At 40.8% G+C, this 18241-nt stretch carries 16 protein-coding genes and 1 riboswitch; of the genes, 10 read left to right on the top strand and 6 right to left on the bottom strand.

Annotated elements, in window-relative coordinates; all coding sequences use genetic code 11:
- Window positions 1-43 precede the first annotated feature (43 nt).
- The 6 genes from rluA to thiB all read right to left on the bottom strand — a co-directional run bounded on the left by rluA (window position 44) and on the right by thiB (window position 9573).
- Window positions 44-697 carry a bifunctional tRNA pseudouridine(32) synthase/23S rRNA pseudouridine(746) synthase RluA gene (rluA, locus tag AACQ49_RS05195; protein ID WP_004245532.1) on the bottom strand — a complete coding sequence of 218 codons (654 nt, stop codon included), beginning with the start codon at window positions 695-697 and terminating at the stop codon, window positions 44-46.
- A gap of 58 nt (window positions 698-755) precedes the next feature.
- Window positions 756-3659 carry an RNA polymerase-associated protein RapA gene (gene rapA / locus AACQ49_RS05190; RefSeq protein ID WP_161778919.1) on the bottom strand — a complete coding sequence of 968 codons (2904 nt, stop codon included), beginning with the start codon at window positions 3657-3659 and terminating at the stop codon, window positions 756-758.
- Between the two features lie 191 nt (window positions 3660-3850).
- Entirely contained in the window at window positions 3851-6205 is a 2355-nt protein-coding gene (locus AACQ49_RS05185) for a DNA polymerase II (RefSeq protein ID WP_161778918.1), read from the bottom strand.
- Between the two features lie 80 nt (window positions 6206-6285).
- Window positions 6286-6987: a thiamine ABC transporter ATP-binding protein ThiQ gene (gene thiQ / locus AACQ49_RS05180; RefSeq protein WP_004245527.1), complete on the bottom strand. Its 702-nt coding sequence runs from the start codon at window positions 6985-6987 to the stop codon at window positions 6286-6288.
- Entirely contained in the window at window positions 6980-8560 is a 1581-nt protein-coding gene (gene thiP, locus AACQ49_RS05175) for a thiamine/thiamine pyrophosphate ABC transporter permease ThiP (RefSeq protein ID WP_004245526.1), read from the bottom strand. The genes thiQ and thiP overlap by 8 nt, the downstream gene beginning before the upstream one ends.
- A complete protein-coding gene (gene thiB / locus AACQ49_RS05170) occupies window positions 8560-9573 on the bottom strand; it encodes a thiamine ABC transporter substrate binding subunit (protein WP_004250228.1) in 1014 nt (337 codons plus the stop codon). Before thiB ends, thiP begins: the two co-directional genes overlap by 1 nt.
- A 64-nt stretch (window positions 9574-9637) precedes the next feature.
- A riboswitch (TPP riboswitch) is annotated at window positions 9638-9729 on the bottom strand.
- A gap of 112 nt (window positions 9730-9841) precedes the next feature.
- Here thiB and rppH point away from each other — a divergent pair.
- The 10 genes from rppH to AACQ49_RS05120 all read left to right on the top strand — a co-directional run bounded on the left by rppH (window position 9842) and on the right by AACQ49_RS05120 (window position 18235).
- Window positions 9842-10372, top strand: coding sequence for an RNA pyrophosphohydrolase (gene rppH / locus AACQ49_RS05165; protein WP_004245524.1), 531 nt, complete (start codon window positions 9842-9844; stop codon window positions 10370-10372).
- 8 nt (window positions 10373-10380) lie between these two features.
- Window positions 10381-12627 (top strand): phosphoenolpyruvate--protein phosphotransferase, encoded by a 2247-nt coding sequence (ptsP, locus tag AACQ49_RS05160; RefSeq protein ID WP_004249490.1) that lies wholly within the window; start codon window positions 10381-10383, stop codon window positions 12625-12627.
- 86 nt (window positions 12628-12713) lie between these two features.
- Complete coding sequence (lgt, locus tag AACQ49_RS05155; RefSeq protein ID WP_004245522.1) at window positions 12714-13598, top strand: prolipoprotein diacylglyceryl transferase; 885 nt, start codon at window positions 12714-12716, stop codon at window positions 13596-13598.
- 31 nt (window positions 13599-13629) lie between these two features.
- Window positions 13630-14481 (top strand): thymidylate synthase, encoded by an 852-nt coding sequence (locus AACQ49_RS05150; RefSeq protein ID WP_004245521.1) that lies wholly within the window; start codon window positions 13630-13632, stop codon window positions 14479-14481.
- 177 nt (window positions 14482-14658) lie between these two features.
- On the top strand, window positions 14659-15192 hold the full coding sequence (gene abiEi, locus AACQ49_RS05145; RefSeq protein ID WP_004245520.1) for a type IV toxin-antitoxin system AbiEi family antitoxin: 534 nt from the start codon (window positions 14659-14661) through the stop codon (window positions 15190-15192).
- Window positions 15185-16114 (top strand): nucleotidyl transferase AbiEii/AbiGii toxin family protein, encoded by a 930-nt coding sequence (locus AACQ49_RS05140; protein WP_049199423.1) that lies wholly within the window; start codon window positions 15185-15187, stop codon window positions 16112-16114. Before abiEi ends, AACQ49_RS05140 begins: the two co-directional genes overlap by 8 nt.
- Before the next feature lie 229 nt (window positions 16115-16343).
- A complete protein-coding gene (locus AACQ49_RS05135; RefSeq protein ID WP_004250230.1) occupies window positions 16344-16823 on the top strand; it encodes a prepilin-type N-terminal cleavage/methylation domain-containing protein in 480 nt (159 codons plus the stop codon).
- Window positions 16817-17455: a prepilin peptidase-dependent protein gene (locus AACQ49_RS05130; RefSeq protein ID WP_071233881.1), complete on the top strand. Its 639-nt coding sequence runs from the start codon at window positions 16817-16819 to the stop codon at window positions 17453-17455. The genes AACQ49_RS05135 and AACQ49_RS05130 overlap by 7 nt, the downstream gene beginning before the upstream one ends.
- Window positions 17452-17910 carry a DUF2509 family protein gene (locus AACQ49_RS05125; protein ID WP_004249493.1) on the top strand — a complete coding sequence of 153 codons (459 nt, stop codon included), beginning with the start codon at window positions 17452-17454 and terminating at the stop codon, window positions 17908-17910. The genes AACQ49_RS05130 and AACQ49_RS05125 overlap by 4 nt, the downstream gene beginning before the upstream one ends.
- A 40-nt stretch (window positions 17911-17950) precedes the next feature.
- Window positions 17951-18235 carry a hypothetical protein gene (locus AACQ49_RS05120; RefSeq protein ID WP_004245514.1) on the top strand — a complete coding sequence of 95 codons (285 nt, stop codon included), beginning with the start codon at window positions 17951-17953 and terminating at the stop codon, window positions 18233-18235.
- The last annotated feature ends 6 nt before the right edge of the window (window positions 18236-18241 follow it).

Genomic DNA, 18241 nt, shown 5'->3' with positions numbered 1-18241 from the left:
TGCTTCACTAAGTTCGGTGACCGTTTTAGTGTCGTAAGACAGGTTAAAAATCTGCCAGGCATTCAAAATGTATCGGTGAATGAAAGGCCGGATGCGTAATAAATAATTCCTGAGCATGTAACTGCAGGCGAGGTGCGAGTGCTCTTGCCTGCGGATGAGCATAAAAACGATCCCCTAAAATAGGATGACCTAATGCTAGCATATGAACCCGTAGCTGATGGGAGCGTCCGGTTATTGGTGATAGTTTTACCCGCGTTGCATTTTCTTCATATTCCAACACTTCATAAAAAGTTTGTGCAGACTTTCCTGTTTCATAACATACTTTTTGCTTAGGTCGATTAGGCCAATCGCAGATCAACGGCAGATCTACTAACCCTTGTGGTTTTTCAAGCTTTCCCCAGACACGGGCAATATAGGTTTTTTTCGGCTCTCGTTCACGAAATTGGCGTTTTAATTCACGCTCGGCGGCTTTATTAAGCGCAACAACCATCACACCACTCGTGGCCATATCAAGGCGATGAACAGATTCCGCATCAGGAAAATCGGCTTTTATACGCGACATAATGCTGTCGTGATGTTCTAGCGCTTTGCCGGGTACAGATAGCAATCCACTGGGTTTATTAACAACAATAATATGCTCATCTTGATATAAAACGTGTAACCAAGGATCAGTGGGGGGGTTATAAACTTCCATCATAGTGGATATCTCAGCAAAATAACGGGGGAGATAAAGCTTTCCCCCGTTTTAACAGTGATTATTGGTGGGTAACAACAATTAAACGGATCGCATCTAAGCGCCATGTCGCTTCATCTAAGTGGTTAAGAATATGCGTACGCTCATTTTCAATTGCTTCAACTTCGTCATCACGTATATTTGGGTTAACGGCACGTAATGCCTCTAAGCGTGATAACTCATGTGTTAATGCGTTGTCTGCTTCTTGCTTCGCTTGTTCAATTAGCGTTTTCGCTTCCGCTTCCATTAAGGATTCTGATGCTTTTAGTACATGATGAACTTCATTTTGTACCGCATTGACCAATTTGCTGGATGTGTGGCGATTCACCGCATTTAATTGGCGGTTAAAACTTTCAAATTCAACTTGTGATGCAAGATTATTACCTTTTAAATCAAGTAATAAGCGTACTGGAGTTGCCGGTAAGAAGCGAGTTAAATGAAGGTGTTTAGGGGCTTGCGCTTCTACGACATAAATCAGTTCAACTAATAGCGTACCTACAGGTAATGCTTTGTTTTTCAATAAAGAAACCGCACAACTACCTGTATCACCAGATAAGACTAAATCTAAACCATTGCGGATAATAGGATGTTCCCAACTGATAAATTGCGTATCTTCACGAGAGAGTGCATGCTCTCTATCAAAGGTAATTGTGCAACCATCTTGTGGTAATCCTGGGAAGTCAGGAACTAACATATGATCTGATGGCGTTAATACAATTAAGCTATCATTACGATCTTCTTGGTTAATGCCCACAATATCAAATAAGTTTAAGGCGAAGTTAACCAAATCGGGATCGTTATCTTGCTCTGCAATCTTATTCGCTAACTCAACGCCAATTTCACCGCCGTTAGAGTGCATTTCTAATAGACGGTCACGACCTTGCTCTAGTTTGAGTTTCATCTCATCATGTTGCTTACGACAAGAAACGATAAACTTATCAAAATCACCTAGTTCATTAGGTTGAGCAAGATAATTGACTAGCGCATCATATTCGTTGTCATAAATTGTACGACCCGTCGGGCAGGTATGTTCAAATGCATCTAACCCTTCGTGATACCAACGTAATAGAACAGATTGAGCGGTTCCTTCAAGATAAGGCACACTGATATCAATGTCGCGGTTTTGACCGATACGATCAAGACGACCAATACGTTGTTCTAATAAATCAGGATTAAAGGGGAGATCAAACATCACTAGTTGATTAGCAAATTGGAAGTTACGCCCTTCTGAACCGATTTCAGAACATAGTAACACTTGTGCACCTTCCTCTTCTGAGGCGAAATAAGCGGCTGCACGATCTCGTTCAAGTAAAGACATCCCTTCATGGAATACTGCGGCACGAATACCTTCACGTTCACGTAAAACTTGTTCTAATTGCAATGCTGTGGCGGCTTGAGCACAAATGACTAATACTTTTTCATGACGATTGGCGGTTAAAAAGCCTAGTAGCCATTCAACGCGTGGATCAAAGTTCCACCATGTGGCATTTTCACCTTCAAACTCTTGGTAGATACGTTCAGGATAGAGCATCTCTTTTGCTCGTACTTCGAGGCTCTTTTTCGCTGCCATAATCTCAGCCACCTTAATGGCGGTTTGATACTGAGTTGGTAGTGGCATTTTTATTGCGTGCAACAGTCGGTTAGGAAAGCCTTTGACGCCGGAGCGAGTATTGCGAAATAACAGACGACCCGTACCGTGTCTATCCATCAACATATGAATAAGCGCTTGGCGAGATTTTGTACGCTCTTCACCTTGGGTATTAGAGGCTTTTAGCAACGGCTCTATATCTTGCTCGCTGATCATCTCACTGATGCTATTTTGCTGTTCGTTATTTAAATCATCTTCTGAAAGCAAAATGGTTACCGCATCGGCCACGGGGCGATATTTTTGTTGTTCATTAATAAATTCGTTGTAATCGTGGAAACGATTAGGATCGAGCAAACGTAAGCGGGCAAAATGGCTTTCTTGACCAAGTTGCTCCGGTGTTGCGGTTAATAACAATACAGAAGGGATCGCTTCAGCCAGCGTTTCGATAACTTGGTATTCTCGGCTTGGTGCCTTTTCACTCCATACCAGATGGTGGGCTTCATCGACAACTAACATATCCCAAGTCGCTTCAACAAGGTGTTCAAAGCGTTGTTTGTTTTTACGCACAAAGTCTAATGAGCAAATGATCATCTGCTCTGTTTCGAAAGGATTATCGCTATCTAATAAAGATTCGCTATAACGGCTATCATCAAACAGTGAAAAACGTAGGTTGAAACGACGTAACATCTCAACTAACCACTGATGTTGTAAGCTTTCAGGAACGATAATTAAAACACGCTCAGCGCGTCCATCCATGATTTGCTGGTGGATTATCATACCCGCTTCGATAGTTTTACCCAGCCCAACTTCATCCGCTAATAAAATGCGTGGATTATGACGTTTACCCACTTCATTAGCAATATAGAGCTGATGAGGAATAAGACTTGCGCGAATACCACGTAGACCACTTTGTGCTTGCTTAAACTGTTCGCTCATAAATTTACGCGCACGATAGCGTAAAGCAAAACGATCCATACGGTCTATTTGACCGGCAAAAAGACGATCTTGTGGCTTATTAAAAGTGAGTTTGTTATCTAAGAATACTTCACGCAGTTGTGCTGGCTCTTCGGTATCTAAACGTACGCCGTGATAAATAAGTAAGCCATTATCTTCCACAACGTTGTCGATGGCGAGCTTCCAGCCTTCATGGCTGGTGACAGTATCCCCCACATTAAACATCACCCGCGTTATTGGGGCATCATGGCGGGAATAAAGACGATTTTCGCCACATGCAGGAAAAAGTAAGGTCACCATACGGGCATCAATTGCCACAACAGTACCTAGTCCAAGTTCGCTTTCTGTATCGCTAATCCAACGTTGACCAAGAGTAAAAGGCATATATATAAACTCAGCTCTCAAATATATAATTTATTAAATCATTATTAATGAATGCAGTATTGCGGTGTTGTCATCCAATCTACGGGATAAAAAATAGTATCTTTCTCAAGATGAGAAAAAAGGTGATTATCACCAAAGGGGCGTTATGTTAATAGATGCAAAGCAAGCCGTCACCTGCAAAATAACACATCTTAAAAAGAGAGCGTCATTTGCCCATTTAACAAGGTAGAAAAATCATCTTGTAGAAATGGCAAAATAGCATCTGCTATCGGCATTAATTGCTTATTAATGTAGTGTTCATAGTCAGGTGTCGAAGTGATATGCTCTAACGGCTCTGGCCCCAAGTGAGTAATTATATAACTAATCCAACCGCCTTGCTGATATTGTTGCGGCCTATTTTGTAATTGATTATAGTCATCCGCTAATCGAGCTGCTTTGACGTGAGGGGGGATATGGTGCTGGTAGTCTGATAATTTTCGTCGCAATCTTTTTCGATAAACCAGTCTATCATCATATTTTCCTAATAGCGTATCAGCAACATAATCACGAATAAACTGTTGATAAGGTTGCTGATTAAAGATGCGTGTATAAAGCTCTTTTTGAAAAGCTTGCGCCAGTGGTGTCCAGTCTGTTCTGACTGTTTCCAATCCTTTAAACACCATTTTATCATGACTTAGCCCTGCATAACGTTTTTTACTTCCGGTTTCCATGCCTCGAATAGTGGGCATCAAGAATCGGCGATAATGGGTTTCGTACTCAAGCTCTAATTGGCTATCAAGCTGGTAAGTTTCAGTCAGATAGCTTTTCCACCATTGATTAACATCTTGCGCTAATTGACGACCGATCTGCTCTGCTTGTACTTCGTTATGAGCGGCTTTAAGCCAAACAAAAGTAGAATCAGTATCACCATAAATCACTTGATAGCCTTTTGACTCAATTAATTCACGGGTCTTTTTCATTATTTCATGACCACGTAAAGTAATTGATGAAGCCAATCGAGGATCAAAAAAACGACAGCCTACCGAGCCTAATACACCATAAAAAGCATTCATAATAATTTTCAATGCTTGAGAGAGCGGGGCGTTGTTATGACGTTTAGCATTATCTCGTTCATGCCAGATTTGTGAAACAATGGTGGGTAAACAGTGTTTTTCTCGTGAAAACCACGCTTGACGAAAACCGGGAACGGCATGTGTGCTATCAGGGTGATGCATACCTTCAATCATTCCCACCGGATCGATTAAAAAGGTGCGAATAATAGAGGGATATAGGCTTTTATAGTCCAGTACCACCACTGAGTCATAGAGACCCGGTGTTGAGTCCATGACAAAACCACCAGGGCTATGCTCTTCGGGTTTTTCACCTTGATTGGGGGCAACATAACCAAGACGATGCATTGAGGGTAAATAGAGGTGAGTAAATGCTGCGACAGAGCCACCACTTCTATCTGCTGCCAGTCCTGTTACACTGGCTCTTTCTAATAAGAATTCCATTAAGTGTGTGGTATCAAAGATACGATTAACCAAGACACAATCTTGCCAGTTATAATACGCTAAGGCGGGCTTATCCTCTTTAAAACGGCGATTGATTTCGTCCATTCTGGCATAAGGTGTATCAATCGCTTTCCCTTCCCCTAACAGTGTTTGAGCAACTGACTCTAGGCTAAAAGAGGGAAAATTCCATGTCGCCATTTTTAAAGCATCAATACCATCAATAATTAAACGCCCTTGTGCTGAGGCAAAAAAGTGCCCCGCTTTAAAACCATGTTCACGCCACTCTAATGGGGTATTTTGTCGTCCTAATAATAAATTGATCCCGTAACGCTGAGCATGGGTATGCAAGATACGCAAATCAAATTGAATAAGATTCCAACCAATAATCGCATCAGGATCGTACTCTTGTATCCAAGCATTTAGTTTTTCAAGGAGTTGTAATCGACTACTTACATAGCACAGACGATAGCCTTCAGGTTGTTGGCTTTCTTGAACTTCTGGGAGGGTGTCACTAAGCATAAAAACAACGTTATCACCGCAACCGGCTAATCCAATAGAATAAAGCTCACCAAACTCACTGGTTTCAATATCTAAAGAGACGGTACGTAATGTAGGACGATAATCACTGGCAGGTTTTAGCGTGACAGTATGACTATTTTGATAACGAAACCATACAGGCGCGGTGATAAAACGCTCCATCATATAGCGTTCATGTGGGCGGATATCGGCTTCATATAGGCGAATATTATACTGTTTTAATTGCTGTTCAAGCTGGGTAAGTTGGCGGTATTGTTTACAATAAATCCCCAAAACAGGTTGTCTTTCAAAGTCTTTTAACGCCAGAGGACGAATATCAATATCGCGATTATGACCAACCACTGAGCGTAATATACTTTCATTTTGTTGAGCAACAAAACCAATAGCATACTGCTTTGCAACCGTGACTTTACGCGGTCCATTTTCTGTCGCCAACCAATAGGAGACAGCGATACCTTGTGGGGTGTCACTCCAATGGCGGGTAAGAATAAAGCCTTGCTCTGTGTGGTATGTCATAAATAATACATATCAAGTAAGTGAAGATATGTTTATTATAGTTAAATTAGTGGTTATTTATACAGCTATATTTCAATAGATTAATTAAAAGGTATCCCTAAAAGCAGTGATTGATCCACTTCGCCTTTGATTAATGACGCTGTATTTCCATCATAGACAATGGTGCCATTATCAATAACAAGCGCTCTTGGTGCGATTTTATGAGCATCTTCTAAGCTGTGAGACACCATGAGTAAAGTGAGATTTTTTTCATCACAAATTTGTTCTAATAATGTCAGCATTTCGATACGTAATGCGGGATCAAGGGCGGAAAAAGGTTCGTCTAACAATAAAATAGGCTGTTCACGTACCAGACAACGGGCAATTGCCACTCGTTGACGTTGACCTCCTGATAGCTGTGAAGGTAAACGCTCTAGATAATCACTTAAAGAAACCTGTTTGGCTCGACTTTCTAATAGTGCTTTCTGTGCCACAGTGAGCTTTAACCCTGGATCTAGCCCTAAACCAATATTTTGTCTTACCGTGAGATGAGGAAAAAGATTGTTATCTTGAAATAACATCGAGATAGGGCGTTGGGCAGGGGCTGTTTTGGTATGATCTTTCCCTTTTAAAAATAACGAGCCTGACTCTGAGGGCAGAAAACCCGCTATTAAGCTGAGTAATGAGCTTTTACCTGCACCACTGGGACCTAAAATAGCAATACGCTCCCCCGCTTTTACCGTTAAATTAAAGGTCAGATGTTGGTGCTCATAGGTATAAGAAAGCTGCTCTAACTTAATCATAGGATTTTCCTGAAACGCGTTCGATAAGGCTAAAAAGCGTGAAACATAACAGCAAAAGGAGCATCGCGGTGACAGCGCCATCTTGTGTGTGATAAGCACCGATTTGCTGATAGAGGTAAAAAGGTAATGTTCTAAAAGTTTCATTTCCAAATAAGGCAACAATACCAAAATCACCAATGGAAATGACACAAGCAAAAGCCAGTGCTTGTGATAGTGGTTTTTTCAAAGCGCGTAGCTCTATCCAACGTAGACGATTAATACCTCGCAAATTAAGGGAAGCACATAATAGATTATAGCGGGCTGCAATATCATTCATTGGGTTTTCAAGTACTTTTAAAGCATATGGAATAGCCATAAGCGCATTAGTGAGGATCACTAAAAGATAGGGGGATTCAGGTAATCCGGTTGTGCTGTTTAATAATAGAAAAAAGCCCGTCGCTAATACAATGCCCGGCATAGCCAGAATAATGAGTCCACTCATTTCCAGCGCTTGTCCGGCCTTTTTAAAATGGCGTAAGCGTAATTCTCGACTACTCCAGAGCAACATCATCGTTAAAATAACACAAAGTCCCCCAGCGCCAAGTGCAATAATTAATGATGTTGTAAAGGCTTGCCAAAGTACCGGCTGTTGTAGAACACCTAATAATTGACTGTTTAAGCCATCACTTATCACCGCTAATAACGGAGGAAGTAAAAAGAGCATAGCAAGTACGATAATTAAACTATCCGTTATTTTATTGATTAATGAGTCGCTAGGATCACGCCAGCTTAGTTTTTGATGACTACCGACAAAGAGTGTTCCCTTTAATTTTTGGCTAACAAGTACTAATCCTAAGCAGCAAAATAGCTGAATTAATGCTAATAGCGCTGCACGATGTAAATCGTAGTCATAACTTAATGCTTGATAAATTGCCAATTCAACAGTTGTTGCCGCAGGCCCACCTCCCAGCGCTAATACAGTCGCGAAACTTGCAAAGCAGAGCATAAAAATCAGTGATGCAGTAGGCAGGATTTGTCGCCATAAATAGGGCCACTCGAGAAAACGAAAACGTTGCCAGCCATTCATTCCCAATTGTGATGCTAATTGGCGTTGCTCGGTAGAAATACTTTCCAAGGCTTGTAACAACATTCTGGTAGCCAGTGGCATATTGAAAAAAATATGTGCGAGTAAAATGCCTTGTAAACCATAAGGCGTAAAATGGTAATCAATCCCTAACCATTGGCATATTTGAGCCAGCCACCCCATGCGACCATACACAGTTAAAATGCCAAATAGCGCCACTAACACCGGTAGAACTAAACTCATTGCACATAAGCGTAAAAAGAGCGTTCTGCCAACAAACTGGCGTCGATAGAGCGCTTTTGCTAACCAAATTGCCGGTAAAATGGAAAATAGCGCGGATAAAAATGCTTGCCAAAAAGTAAAGCGCACCACATGCCATAGGTAACTATCAGCAAAAATAGTCGATAAATCACCACTTGGCGCGTTAAACCATAAAGCACCGAAGGAGAGAAGGGCGACGGTAAGTAATAATCCCGAGGCGCATAGCCCCGGGATAAGCCATTTACCCATTAGCGGCTAACCGCAGATTGCCAGTTACGTGTCCATGTTTGGCGCTCTTTGGCTACCACATCAGCATCAAATTGTAATGACTTTTGCGGTTTAGGCATAACGGAGTAGACCTCAGGTAGTGGCATATCAATAACAGGATACATCCAATTAGTGGTTGGGATGGTTTCTTGGAAAGCGGGGGTTAGCATAAATTGCATAAATTGCTGAGCTAATTCTGGCTGTTTGCTGGATTTTAGCTTGGCTGCAACTTCTACCTGTAAATAGTGTCCTTCATCAAAAATAGCAGCCGCATAATTGTCTTTTTTATCAGCCAAAATATGGTAGCCCGGAGATGAGGTGTAACTGAGCACAAAATCCCCTTCTCCTTTCAAGAATAAGCCATAGGACTCACTCCAGCCTTTGGTTACTGTCAGTGTTTTATTCGCCAATTTTTGCCACTGCTCAGCGGTATTGTTTGGATACAGTGATTGCATCCATAACATTAAGCCTAAGCCGGGGGTACTGGTACGTGGATCTTGATAAAGGATTTTCCACGGCTGTTGGCTATTTAACAACTCATCCATGCTTTTAGGGGGATGAGTAATACGATTTTTATCGTAAATAAAAGCGAAATAACCGTAGTCATAAGGCACAAAAGTGTCATCAGTCCATTTTTCAGGTAATGCCAGTTTTGATGTATCAATATTGCTTGGTGCAAAAAGTCCGGTCTGTTTTGCCGCATGAATAAGATTGTTATCTAGCCCTAAAATAATATCTGCCTTACTTTTACTCCCTTCCATACGTAAACGATTAAGGAGAGAAACCCCATCCGAAAGGGCAACCAGTTTTAGCTCACAATCACATTGTTGTTCAAATGCTTTTTTAATTGCCGGACCAGGCCCCCAATCCGCGGTAAAAGAGTCATAGGTATAGACGGTAAGTGTGGGTTTGGTTTGTTGTGCATTTGCGGCAAAAGCACTGAACAAACCTAGTGCACTGAATAAAAGAGTTGAACGAAGAGAATTTATTAACACGCTATTTTCCTCAGTAAAAAGTCAAGTAGGATCTGAGGAGTGAGGAGGCAAATGAGTTATTATTGCGCCATCCTGACTCAAATCCCTACGCCAGTATTAGCTGGATCAGGTTCCACGAGTTTTTCTCAGCTTAAAAAAGCACCCCGTTGAGACATTCCCATTGTAGATAAATACTCACGTTGTGCAAAGTCTGTTGATAGTGGTTTACCGTTTGTGGGTAGTATGAAACAATGAGTTATCTTTCAAGTTTGGTTATTGAGGTAGTCTGGTGATCGATGATGATGGCTACCGCCCGAATGTGGGGATTGTAATTTGTAATCGGCAAGGGCAAGTGCTTTGGGCCCGTCGCTATGGACAACATTCATGGCAATTTCCTCAAGGGGGAATTAATCCTGGAGAATCACCAGAACAAGCCATGTATCGTGAGTTGTTCGAAGAAGTTGGATTAAGTCGTAAGGATGTTAAAATCCTTGCCTCCACGCGTAACTGGTTACGTTACAAGTTACCTAAGCGTTTGGTGCGTTGGGACACAAAACCTGTTTGTATTGGACAAAAACAGCGTTGGTTCCTTTTGCAGTTAACAAGTAACGACAAGGACATTAATGTTCAGCAGAGCAAAACGCCAGAGTTTGATGGTTGGCGTTGGGTTAGCTATTGGTATCCTGTTCGTCAAGTCGTCTCTTTTAAACGAGATGTATATCGTCGCGTGATGAAAGAGTTCGCACCAGTAGTTATGCCATTACAAGAACAAGTGTCTATGTCTCGTCCTTCCTATGGATATCGCCGTAAAAGGTATTAGATAACACTATGCTGACACGTTTGCGGGAAATTGTAGAAAAAGTGGCTATGGCAGCGAGTCTGCCAGAAGCACTTGAACTATTAGTGAAAGAAACGTGTCAAGCCATGCACACGGATGTGTGTTCTATTTATCTTGCCGATATTCCTCATCGCTGTTTCTATTTAATGGCCACAAAGGGATTGAAAAAGCCGAAAGGACGTGCCGTCAGCCTCTCATTTGATGAAGGGGTGGTGGGTGAAGTAGGACGTCTTTCTGAGCTGATTAATCTGGCTGATATTCGTGAACATCCTAATTTTACCTATCTGCCACAAGTAAAAGAGGATGATCTGCGCGCTTTTCTCGGCGTGCCCATTGTCTATCGTCGTCAGTTACTTGGGGTGCTGGTGGTTCAGCAAAAAGAGCGACGCTTATTTAATGAAAGCGAAGAGTCTTTTATGGTGACACTAGCCACCCAATTAGGGGCGATATTGTCGCAAGTGCAAACGAAAGGATTATTTGGACAATATCGTCAAAGCCGTATTAAAGCCCTATCCGTTTCTACGGGGGTAGTGATGGCATATGGTTGGCAAGAGATGTCTCAGCCAACCTTAGATCATGTTTTTAAAGCAAGTGCACTGGATATAAAAAGTGAATTAAACCGATTAACGGTCGCCTTAGAAGATGCGACATCGGAGTGTCGCCGTTTTAGTAAGCGCTTTATGGCAAATTCACAAAAAGAGAGTGCGGCTATTTTCGATCTCTATTCGCATTTACTTAACGATCCCCAATTAAGACAAAAAATGACTGGGGTTATACAACAAGGCTATGTTGCTGAGTGGGCAGTAAAAGTGGTGATAGAGAAGTTTTCTGCACAGTTCTCAAGTCTTAAAGATAGTTATATGCGAGAACGAGCTTCAGATTTAAAAGCATTAGGTCAGCGCTTACTATTTCATTTAGATGATGATCTCAGTACGACAAATACATGGCCAGATCGCTTTATTCTTGTGGCGGATGAGCTTAGTGCCAATCTATTGGCTGAGTTGCCAGAACAACAACTGGCAGGGGTGATAGTTCGTGATGGTGCGACTCATTCACACTCAGCGATTTTAGTGCGAGCAATGGGGATCCCTGCCATTATGGGGGCAGATATTCAACCGGAGCTGCTTCACAACCGAATGCTGATTCTTGATGGTTATCGTGGTGAGATTTTTATTGAACCAGAACCCTTTATCATGCAGGAATATCGGCAAATTATTGATGAAGAAAGAGTATTGAGTCAACTTGCTGAAGAGCAGCTTGAACAGCAAGCGGTATTAAAAAATGGTGAATCCATCAGTGTGCAATTAAATGCAGGGCTAAGCATTAAATATGAACAACGTATTAGCGTTGGTATAGATGGTGTCGGTCTTTATCGCACAGAAATCCCTTTTATGTTACAAAGCGGTTTTCCTTCCGAAGATGAACAAAAAAACCGTTATCGTGAAATCTTATCATTTTTTCCCAATAAACCCGTCGTACTACGTGCTTTAGATATAGGTGCAGATAAACAGCTTCCTTATATGCCGATAAATGAGGAGAACCCTTGTTTAGGGTGGCGGGGGATCAGAATATTACTTGATCAGCCAGAAATATTTCTGATCCAACTACGAGCGATGTTAAAAGCTAATCTTGAATTTAAAAATTTGAAAATATTGTTGCCGATGGTGACAAGTATTGATGAAATTGAAGAAGCGAAAGCATTGTTACTAAGAGCATGTGCTGAAGTTAGCCGAGAAATGAAATGCGAATGCATTCTACCACCTGTGGGGATCATGCTTGAAGTCCCCTCATTGGTCTTTATGTTACCGCAATTAGCACATCGAGTAGATTTTATCTCGATTGGTACTAATGATTTAACGCAATATTTACTTGCAGTCGATCGTAATAATACCCATGTAGCACTGCTCTATGATAATTTGCATCCTGCATTACTGCGTTCGCTTAATATTATTGCTTTAGAATGCCAACGTTATCAGTTACCAGTCAGTGTTTGTGGCGAAATGGCGGGTACGCCGATGGGGGCATTGCTACTAATAGGGCTAGGTTTTCGTCAGTTAAGCATGAGTGGCCGTAGTTTACCTAGGGTAAAATACTTATTGCGCCATCTAGATCCTGCTATCTTACAGCCTTTTATGCAACAGGTGTTGAAAGCTGAAACGGCAATAGAGATAAAAAAATTGTCTGCTGATTTTATGGAAAGACAAGGATTAGGTGGATTAATTCGCGGAGGTATCTGATAGGCCTTCGTATAAACTTTTTGTCTAAGGGGTTATCCATATCGACCCATAGATAGAAAATCATTAATAAAGTGAAGTAGGGAAGAATGAGTATAAACTACCTTAAATTTCCAGAAATCGATCCAGTTATGTTTTCTATCGGGCCAGTATCTTTGCACTGGTACGGCATGATGTATTTGATTGGATTTGTGTTTGCATTATGGCTAGCAAACCGCAGAGCGGCAAAACCTAACAGTGGTTGGCAAAAAAGTGAAGTCGAAACATTACTTTATGTAGGGTTTGTGGGCGTGTTTATTGGTGGGCGTCTAGGATATGTTTTATTCTATAACTTACCGGTATTTTTAGATAATCCACTTTACCTATTTAAAGTCTGGGATGGCGGAATGTCCTTCCACGGTGGCTTAATTGGGGTGATCTGCGCCATGATTTGGTTTGCTCGTCGCACTAAACGTCACTTTTTTCAAGTCGCAGACTTTGTTGCTCCATTAATCCCATTTGGTTTAGGTTTAGGACGTATTGGTAACTTTATTAATGGAGAGCTTTGGGGGAGAGTCACCTTAGATACCCCGTGGGCGATTTTATTCCCAGGCTCCCGTGCAGAAGATCTACAGCTTGTCGCGCAAGATCCCACTACACTATTACCTATCATTCAGCAATACGGCGTATTGCCTCGCCACCCATCGCAACTCTATGAAATGTTCCTAGAAGGCGTGGTATTATTTATTATTCTGAATATCTTTGTACGCAAAAATCGTCCTATGGGCAGTGTATCGGGGTTATTCTTAATTGGTTATGGTGCTTTCCGTATTATTGTTGAATTCTTCCGCCAACCTGATGCGCAATTAGGTTTATTTAGCGGTATCAGCATGGGGCAAATTCTTTCCATTCCAATGATAATATTAGGCATTATCTTTATGGTGTGGGCGTATCGTCGCGATAAAGCCACTCCACAGACGCCAACAACACACTAACTATTATTAGCTAACAAAAAAGAGAGACTACATGAAGCAGTATCTGGCATTGTGTCAACGCATTATCGATGAAGGTGAATGGATTGATAATAAACGGACAGGAACCCGTTGTTTAACGGTGATAAATGCCGATCTGGAATATGATGTTGCCAATAACCAATTTCCACTCATAACAACGCGTAAAAGTTTTTACAAAGCCGCGATTGCGGAACTATTAGGGTACTTACGTGGTTATGATAATGCAGCACAATTTCGTGCTATTGGCTGTAATACGTGGAACGCGAATGCTAATGAAAATAGCGCATGGTTAAATAATCCGCATCGTAAGGGTGAAGATGATATGGGCCGAGTCTATGGTGTTCAAGGACGCCAATGGCAACGCCCTGATGGCTCGCACTTTGATCAATTACGTAAAGTGGTAGATAACTTAACTAACGGTATTGACGATCGTGGTGAGATAGTCACTTTTTATAATCCCGGAGAAACAGCGTTAGGGTGTTTACGTCCATGCATGCATACACATACTTTTTCATTGCTCGGTGACAGGCTTTATTTAACCTCATATCAACGTAGCTGTGATGTCCCATTAGGGTTGAATTTTAATCAAATTCAATGCTTTGTATTATTAGCGCTGGTGGCTCAAATCACAGGACATAAACCAGGTAAAGCATTCCATAAGATAGTTAATGCTCACATTTATGAGAACCAATTACCTCTGATGCGTGATGTTCAACTAAAAAGAGAGCCATTGCCATTACCTAAGCTACATATTAATCCAAACATTAAGACATTAGATGATATAGAAACTTGGGTCACGACAGATGACTTTAGTGTTGAAGGTTATCAGTGTCACGAGGCGATAAAATACCCGTTTACGGTGTAGTTTAACTCACTGATTTGGTTTAACACTTAATAACCCCCAATAGTTGAATTCGATTATTGGGGGTTTTTGATATACAAAACCCCCCCTTTATTGGGGTTTATTTGTATATCAAGGTAATGTACTATACTCAAATATACAAAATAACCCCTCGTTGGGGGTGATTTAGTAGAGGTTGATATGGAGTTAATAAGAGCAATTAATGTTTTTAACAAATTCAGTAAGCAAGGTAGAAATATCTTCCTCACCAAAGATTTAAAAATGCTTTTTCCTGATGAGTCTCCGAAAACATTACAAAAATCAGTTGACCGGCTGATCGCGCATGATGTGCTACGCCGAGCATCAAAAGGTGTATATATCTATACTCAAGGTTCATTGGGGCCTTACCCTTTAGAACGTCTGGCCGAAAATATTCGACGAGGCCACTACAACTACATTAGTTTGGAATCCGCTCTATCTCAGTACGGTGTAATTTCACAGATCCCCATCGACAGACTTACGATTATGTCCACAGGCCGGTCTGGAGAGTTTGTAACGCCTTGGGGCGTTATTGAGGTTACCCATACTGCCAAGAAGCCTCTTGAAATACTCAATACTACGGTGGAAGGAAGGGGGCCATTAAGAATTGCAACAAAGGAGACTGCCATTAAGGATCTAATGAAGGTTGGCAGGAATACACACCTCATCCAACGTGAGGAATTAAACTATGTCTGATTTTGTCAATTTTAATGAGCTGGTTGACAGCATTGTCATCGAAAAGGATTACGGCGCGAACAGGCCTGTCGTGGAAAAAGAATTGCTACATTATGACATTCTTTATGCTCTTTCCGCCACAGGGCTTTTAAAGCACATCACATTTCAGGGCGGTACATCGCTTAGGCTTTGCTATGGATCAAACAGATTTAGTGAAGATCTGGACTTTGCTGGTGGTCGTGACTTCTGTTCAGCGCAACTGCTTGAGATTAAAGCGTGTATTGAGAAATATGTTGGTGAACGATATGGCTTGGAGGTTGTGGTTAAAGAGCCAAAAGAGCTAAGAAAAGAACCTGATTATGCAGATGTAAAAGTCGATAAGTGGCAAATATCAGTGACTACCAATCCAGGAAAAAAAGACCTACCAAAGCAGAAGATCAAAGTGGAAATAGCCAACATTCCTGCATACACAAACACCCTTCGAACGCTTGTTAAAAACTATGAGCAGCTTCCTAGTGGCTATTCTGACCTGATTATTAGAGTGGAAGAGCTTACGGAGGTCATGGCTGATAAATTGGTTTCATTCCCAGCAACAACCTCACGTATTCGGTATAGAGATATGTGGGATTTGGTGTGGTTGCACCAGAAAGGGGTTAAACCAGACGCTGAACTGGTAATGAAAAAGGTTGCCGATTATAAGCTCAATGAGCATTTTGAGGAATGGTTGCAAGCAAGAATTGAGTCTTTGCCTGCATTGGTTGCGAGTGAAAAGTTTAAGGGAGAGATGAAGCGATTCTTACCTGTGTCTGTCGTAGATAGAACTCTCCTTCACCCAGATTTTCTTGAGTTTTTACAAATTACTCTTCATGAACTGCTAGTCACTATCCAAACAGATATTTATGGAAGTAAAGATCCGAAGCTAGTAAAAAAATTTGAAATGTAGCACTCCAGCTAAGCCCGAACCTTTGAAGTGACCCCCAATAGTTGAATTTAATTATTGGGGGTTTTTGATATCAAAAAATAGTCATTTTATTGTTATTAACTTAAAAAAATATCGTATTGCGTAACCTCTCTTAAATTTGATGAGCTTTTATTTACCTATCTGGTTTTTGCCTGCATTGTTATTGAGATAAAACAGTAAAAATGACAAGGAAAACAAGCAGGAGGCATGGATGACAGGCAATCATTATTCCCACTCTAAACATTTAGGGAGTAGCTTATTCGAGGTGCTTATTGTTATGGCTATAGTAGCAATATTGAGCGCTTTATCCTTGAGCTCATATCATCAGTTGTTACGCCAACGCCAGTTAGTTCAAAGTGTAAGAGAAGTGATGGCGTTTTTAGCTTATCAACAACAACGCTCACTGCTCTTTAATTGCAAAGTGCAAATTGTATTGTGGCTATCACCTATCAATAAATTAGAGGCAAAATCGTTAATAACACCCACAACCAAAGAAAGTATTCAATTAGGGTTAAGCAATCAGCTTATTCGCTCTACAGCAACACGCTTTACATTTTGTGGCTTACGCCAAACATTACGACCGATGCATTTTGTGCTGTCAAATGGTGATGAAGAGGTCAAAATTATTATCTCTTCATTAGGGCGTATTCGAGCGTGCAGTCAGACAATAAAGGCATTTTCAGTATGCTAAAGCGTCCTTTGTCTATTCAATATCATGATTTTGCGGGTTTTATGTTGATGGAGTGCCTCTTTGTGATGACGATAAGTAGTATTTTATTAGTTTGTATTGGACGTTCTTATCCTTATATTATCAATGAGTTAACTTCTTCTTATCAACAATATCGTTTAGAGATTTATCTAAAACAGCGTTTGCAGTTACTGGAAACGCAATTAAGGCGAGCAGGGTACTGCAATGGTGATTGCACTGTTAAAAAGGCTTCTTTACCTGTACCACTTAAAATAGGTCATTATCCTTATCACCCTCATGGCTCTTGTGTTTTGTTTGTTTACGATATGAACAATAACGGCCGTTGGGAGAGTCCAGAAGAACAAGAGAGTGATTACTTTGGTTTTAGATTAAAAAACGGTCAGCTTGAACAACGTCGTGGTGTGCAAAATTGTGATTCAACAGGATGGCAACAGATCTTCGAAAAAGAAGAAATTGAGGTGACAGAATTTATCTTAACTCCCTATACACACTATTCTCCAATAAAAAAACGTGCATTTAACTATCTATCATTATCATTAAAATTCCAAGCAAAACAAAATATTAACCTAAAAGTACACTATCAAACATCAATACTATTAAGGAATATTTCGTGATAACGACACAGGGAACAATAAAGGAGCAACAGGGTGTCATCGGTCTGATGGCTGCAGTAGGTTTTATGGTGATAAGTTTATCGTTACTGACAAGTTTTGCTTATCACTATCGTCAATGTCAATTAATGGTGATGCAAGAGTTACAAGCAAAGCAGACCTTTTTATTCGCTGGATCTGCGTTGTCATGGGGAATGACCTTAACATGGGATTTATCGCCTTCTCGTCTTTATCAATGGCAATGTCGTACTTTTACTGCTGAACCTAATATGAAAAGCTGTTTCTCTTTGAGAGGAAAGACAAGCGCTTTACTACTCGGAGAGGCTAAAAGTCATAGCGGAGATAAGATATCTCATTATCAATGGATTAATCTGGTGGGTAAGGAAAAACTGCATATTGAAGCACAACATAATGGTTGGCTAGACTACTGTCCACTAGTTAAAGAAGGCTGTATTTGATAATAAATACTTAATTAATCATGAAAGAAAAGAAGATAGTATGCTAATTAATATGGTGTCAGTATTGCTATTCTTTAATATTAGCTTTGTCGCTATTATAGGGTATAGCCAAGCCTTAAAAGTTGATTTTCAGCGCTTAGTGGCTATCCAACAAGCCGGAGCGTCTCTTTTTGCTTTTTATGGGCAAATGTCATTCAACTCTGTTGATAACCTTAAAATAATGACACAATCACTTATTGAAGCGGAAGGCTGTCAAAAAATAGAGGGATCGATAACCCACCATTCAGGTTATGTGACACGCTTATACCATTGGTCATGTGATTAATAAAAT

Origin of the sequence: Proteus sp. G2675, assembly GCF_963886535.1 — a bacterium.
In the GTDB taxonomy this organism is placed as follows: Bacteria; Pseudomonadota; Gammaproteobacteria; order Enterobacterales; family Enterobacteriaceae; genus Proteus; species Proteus mirabilis.
The sequence above is the reverse complement of the archived record's forward strand: the minus strand, read 5'-3'. Positions and strand labels throughout refer to the sequence as shown.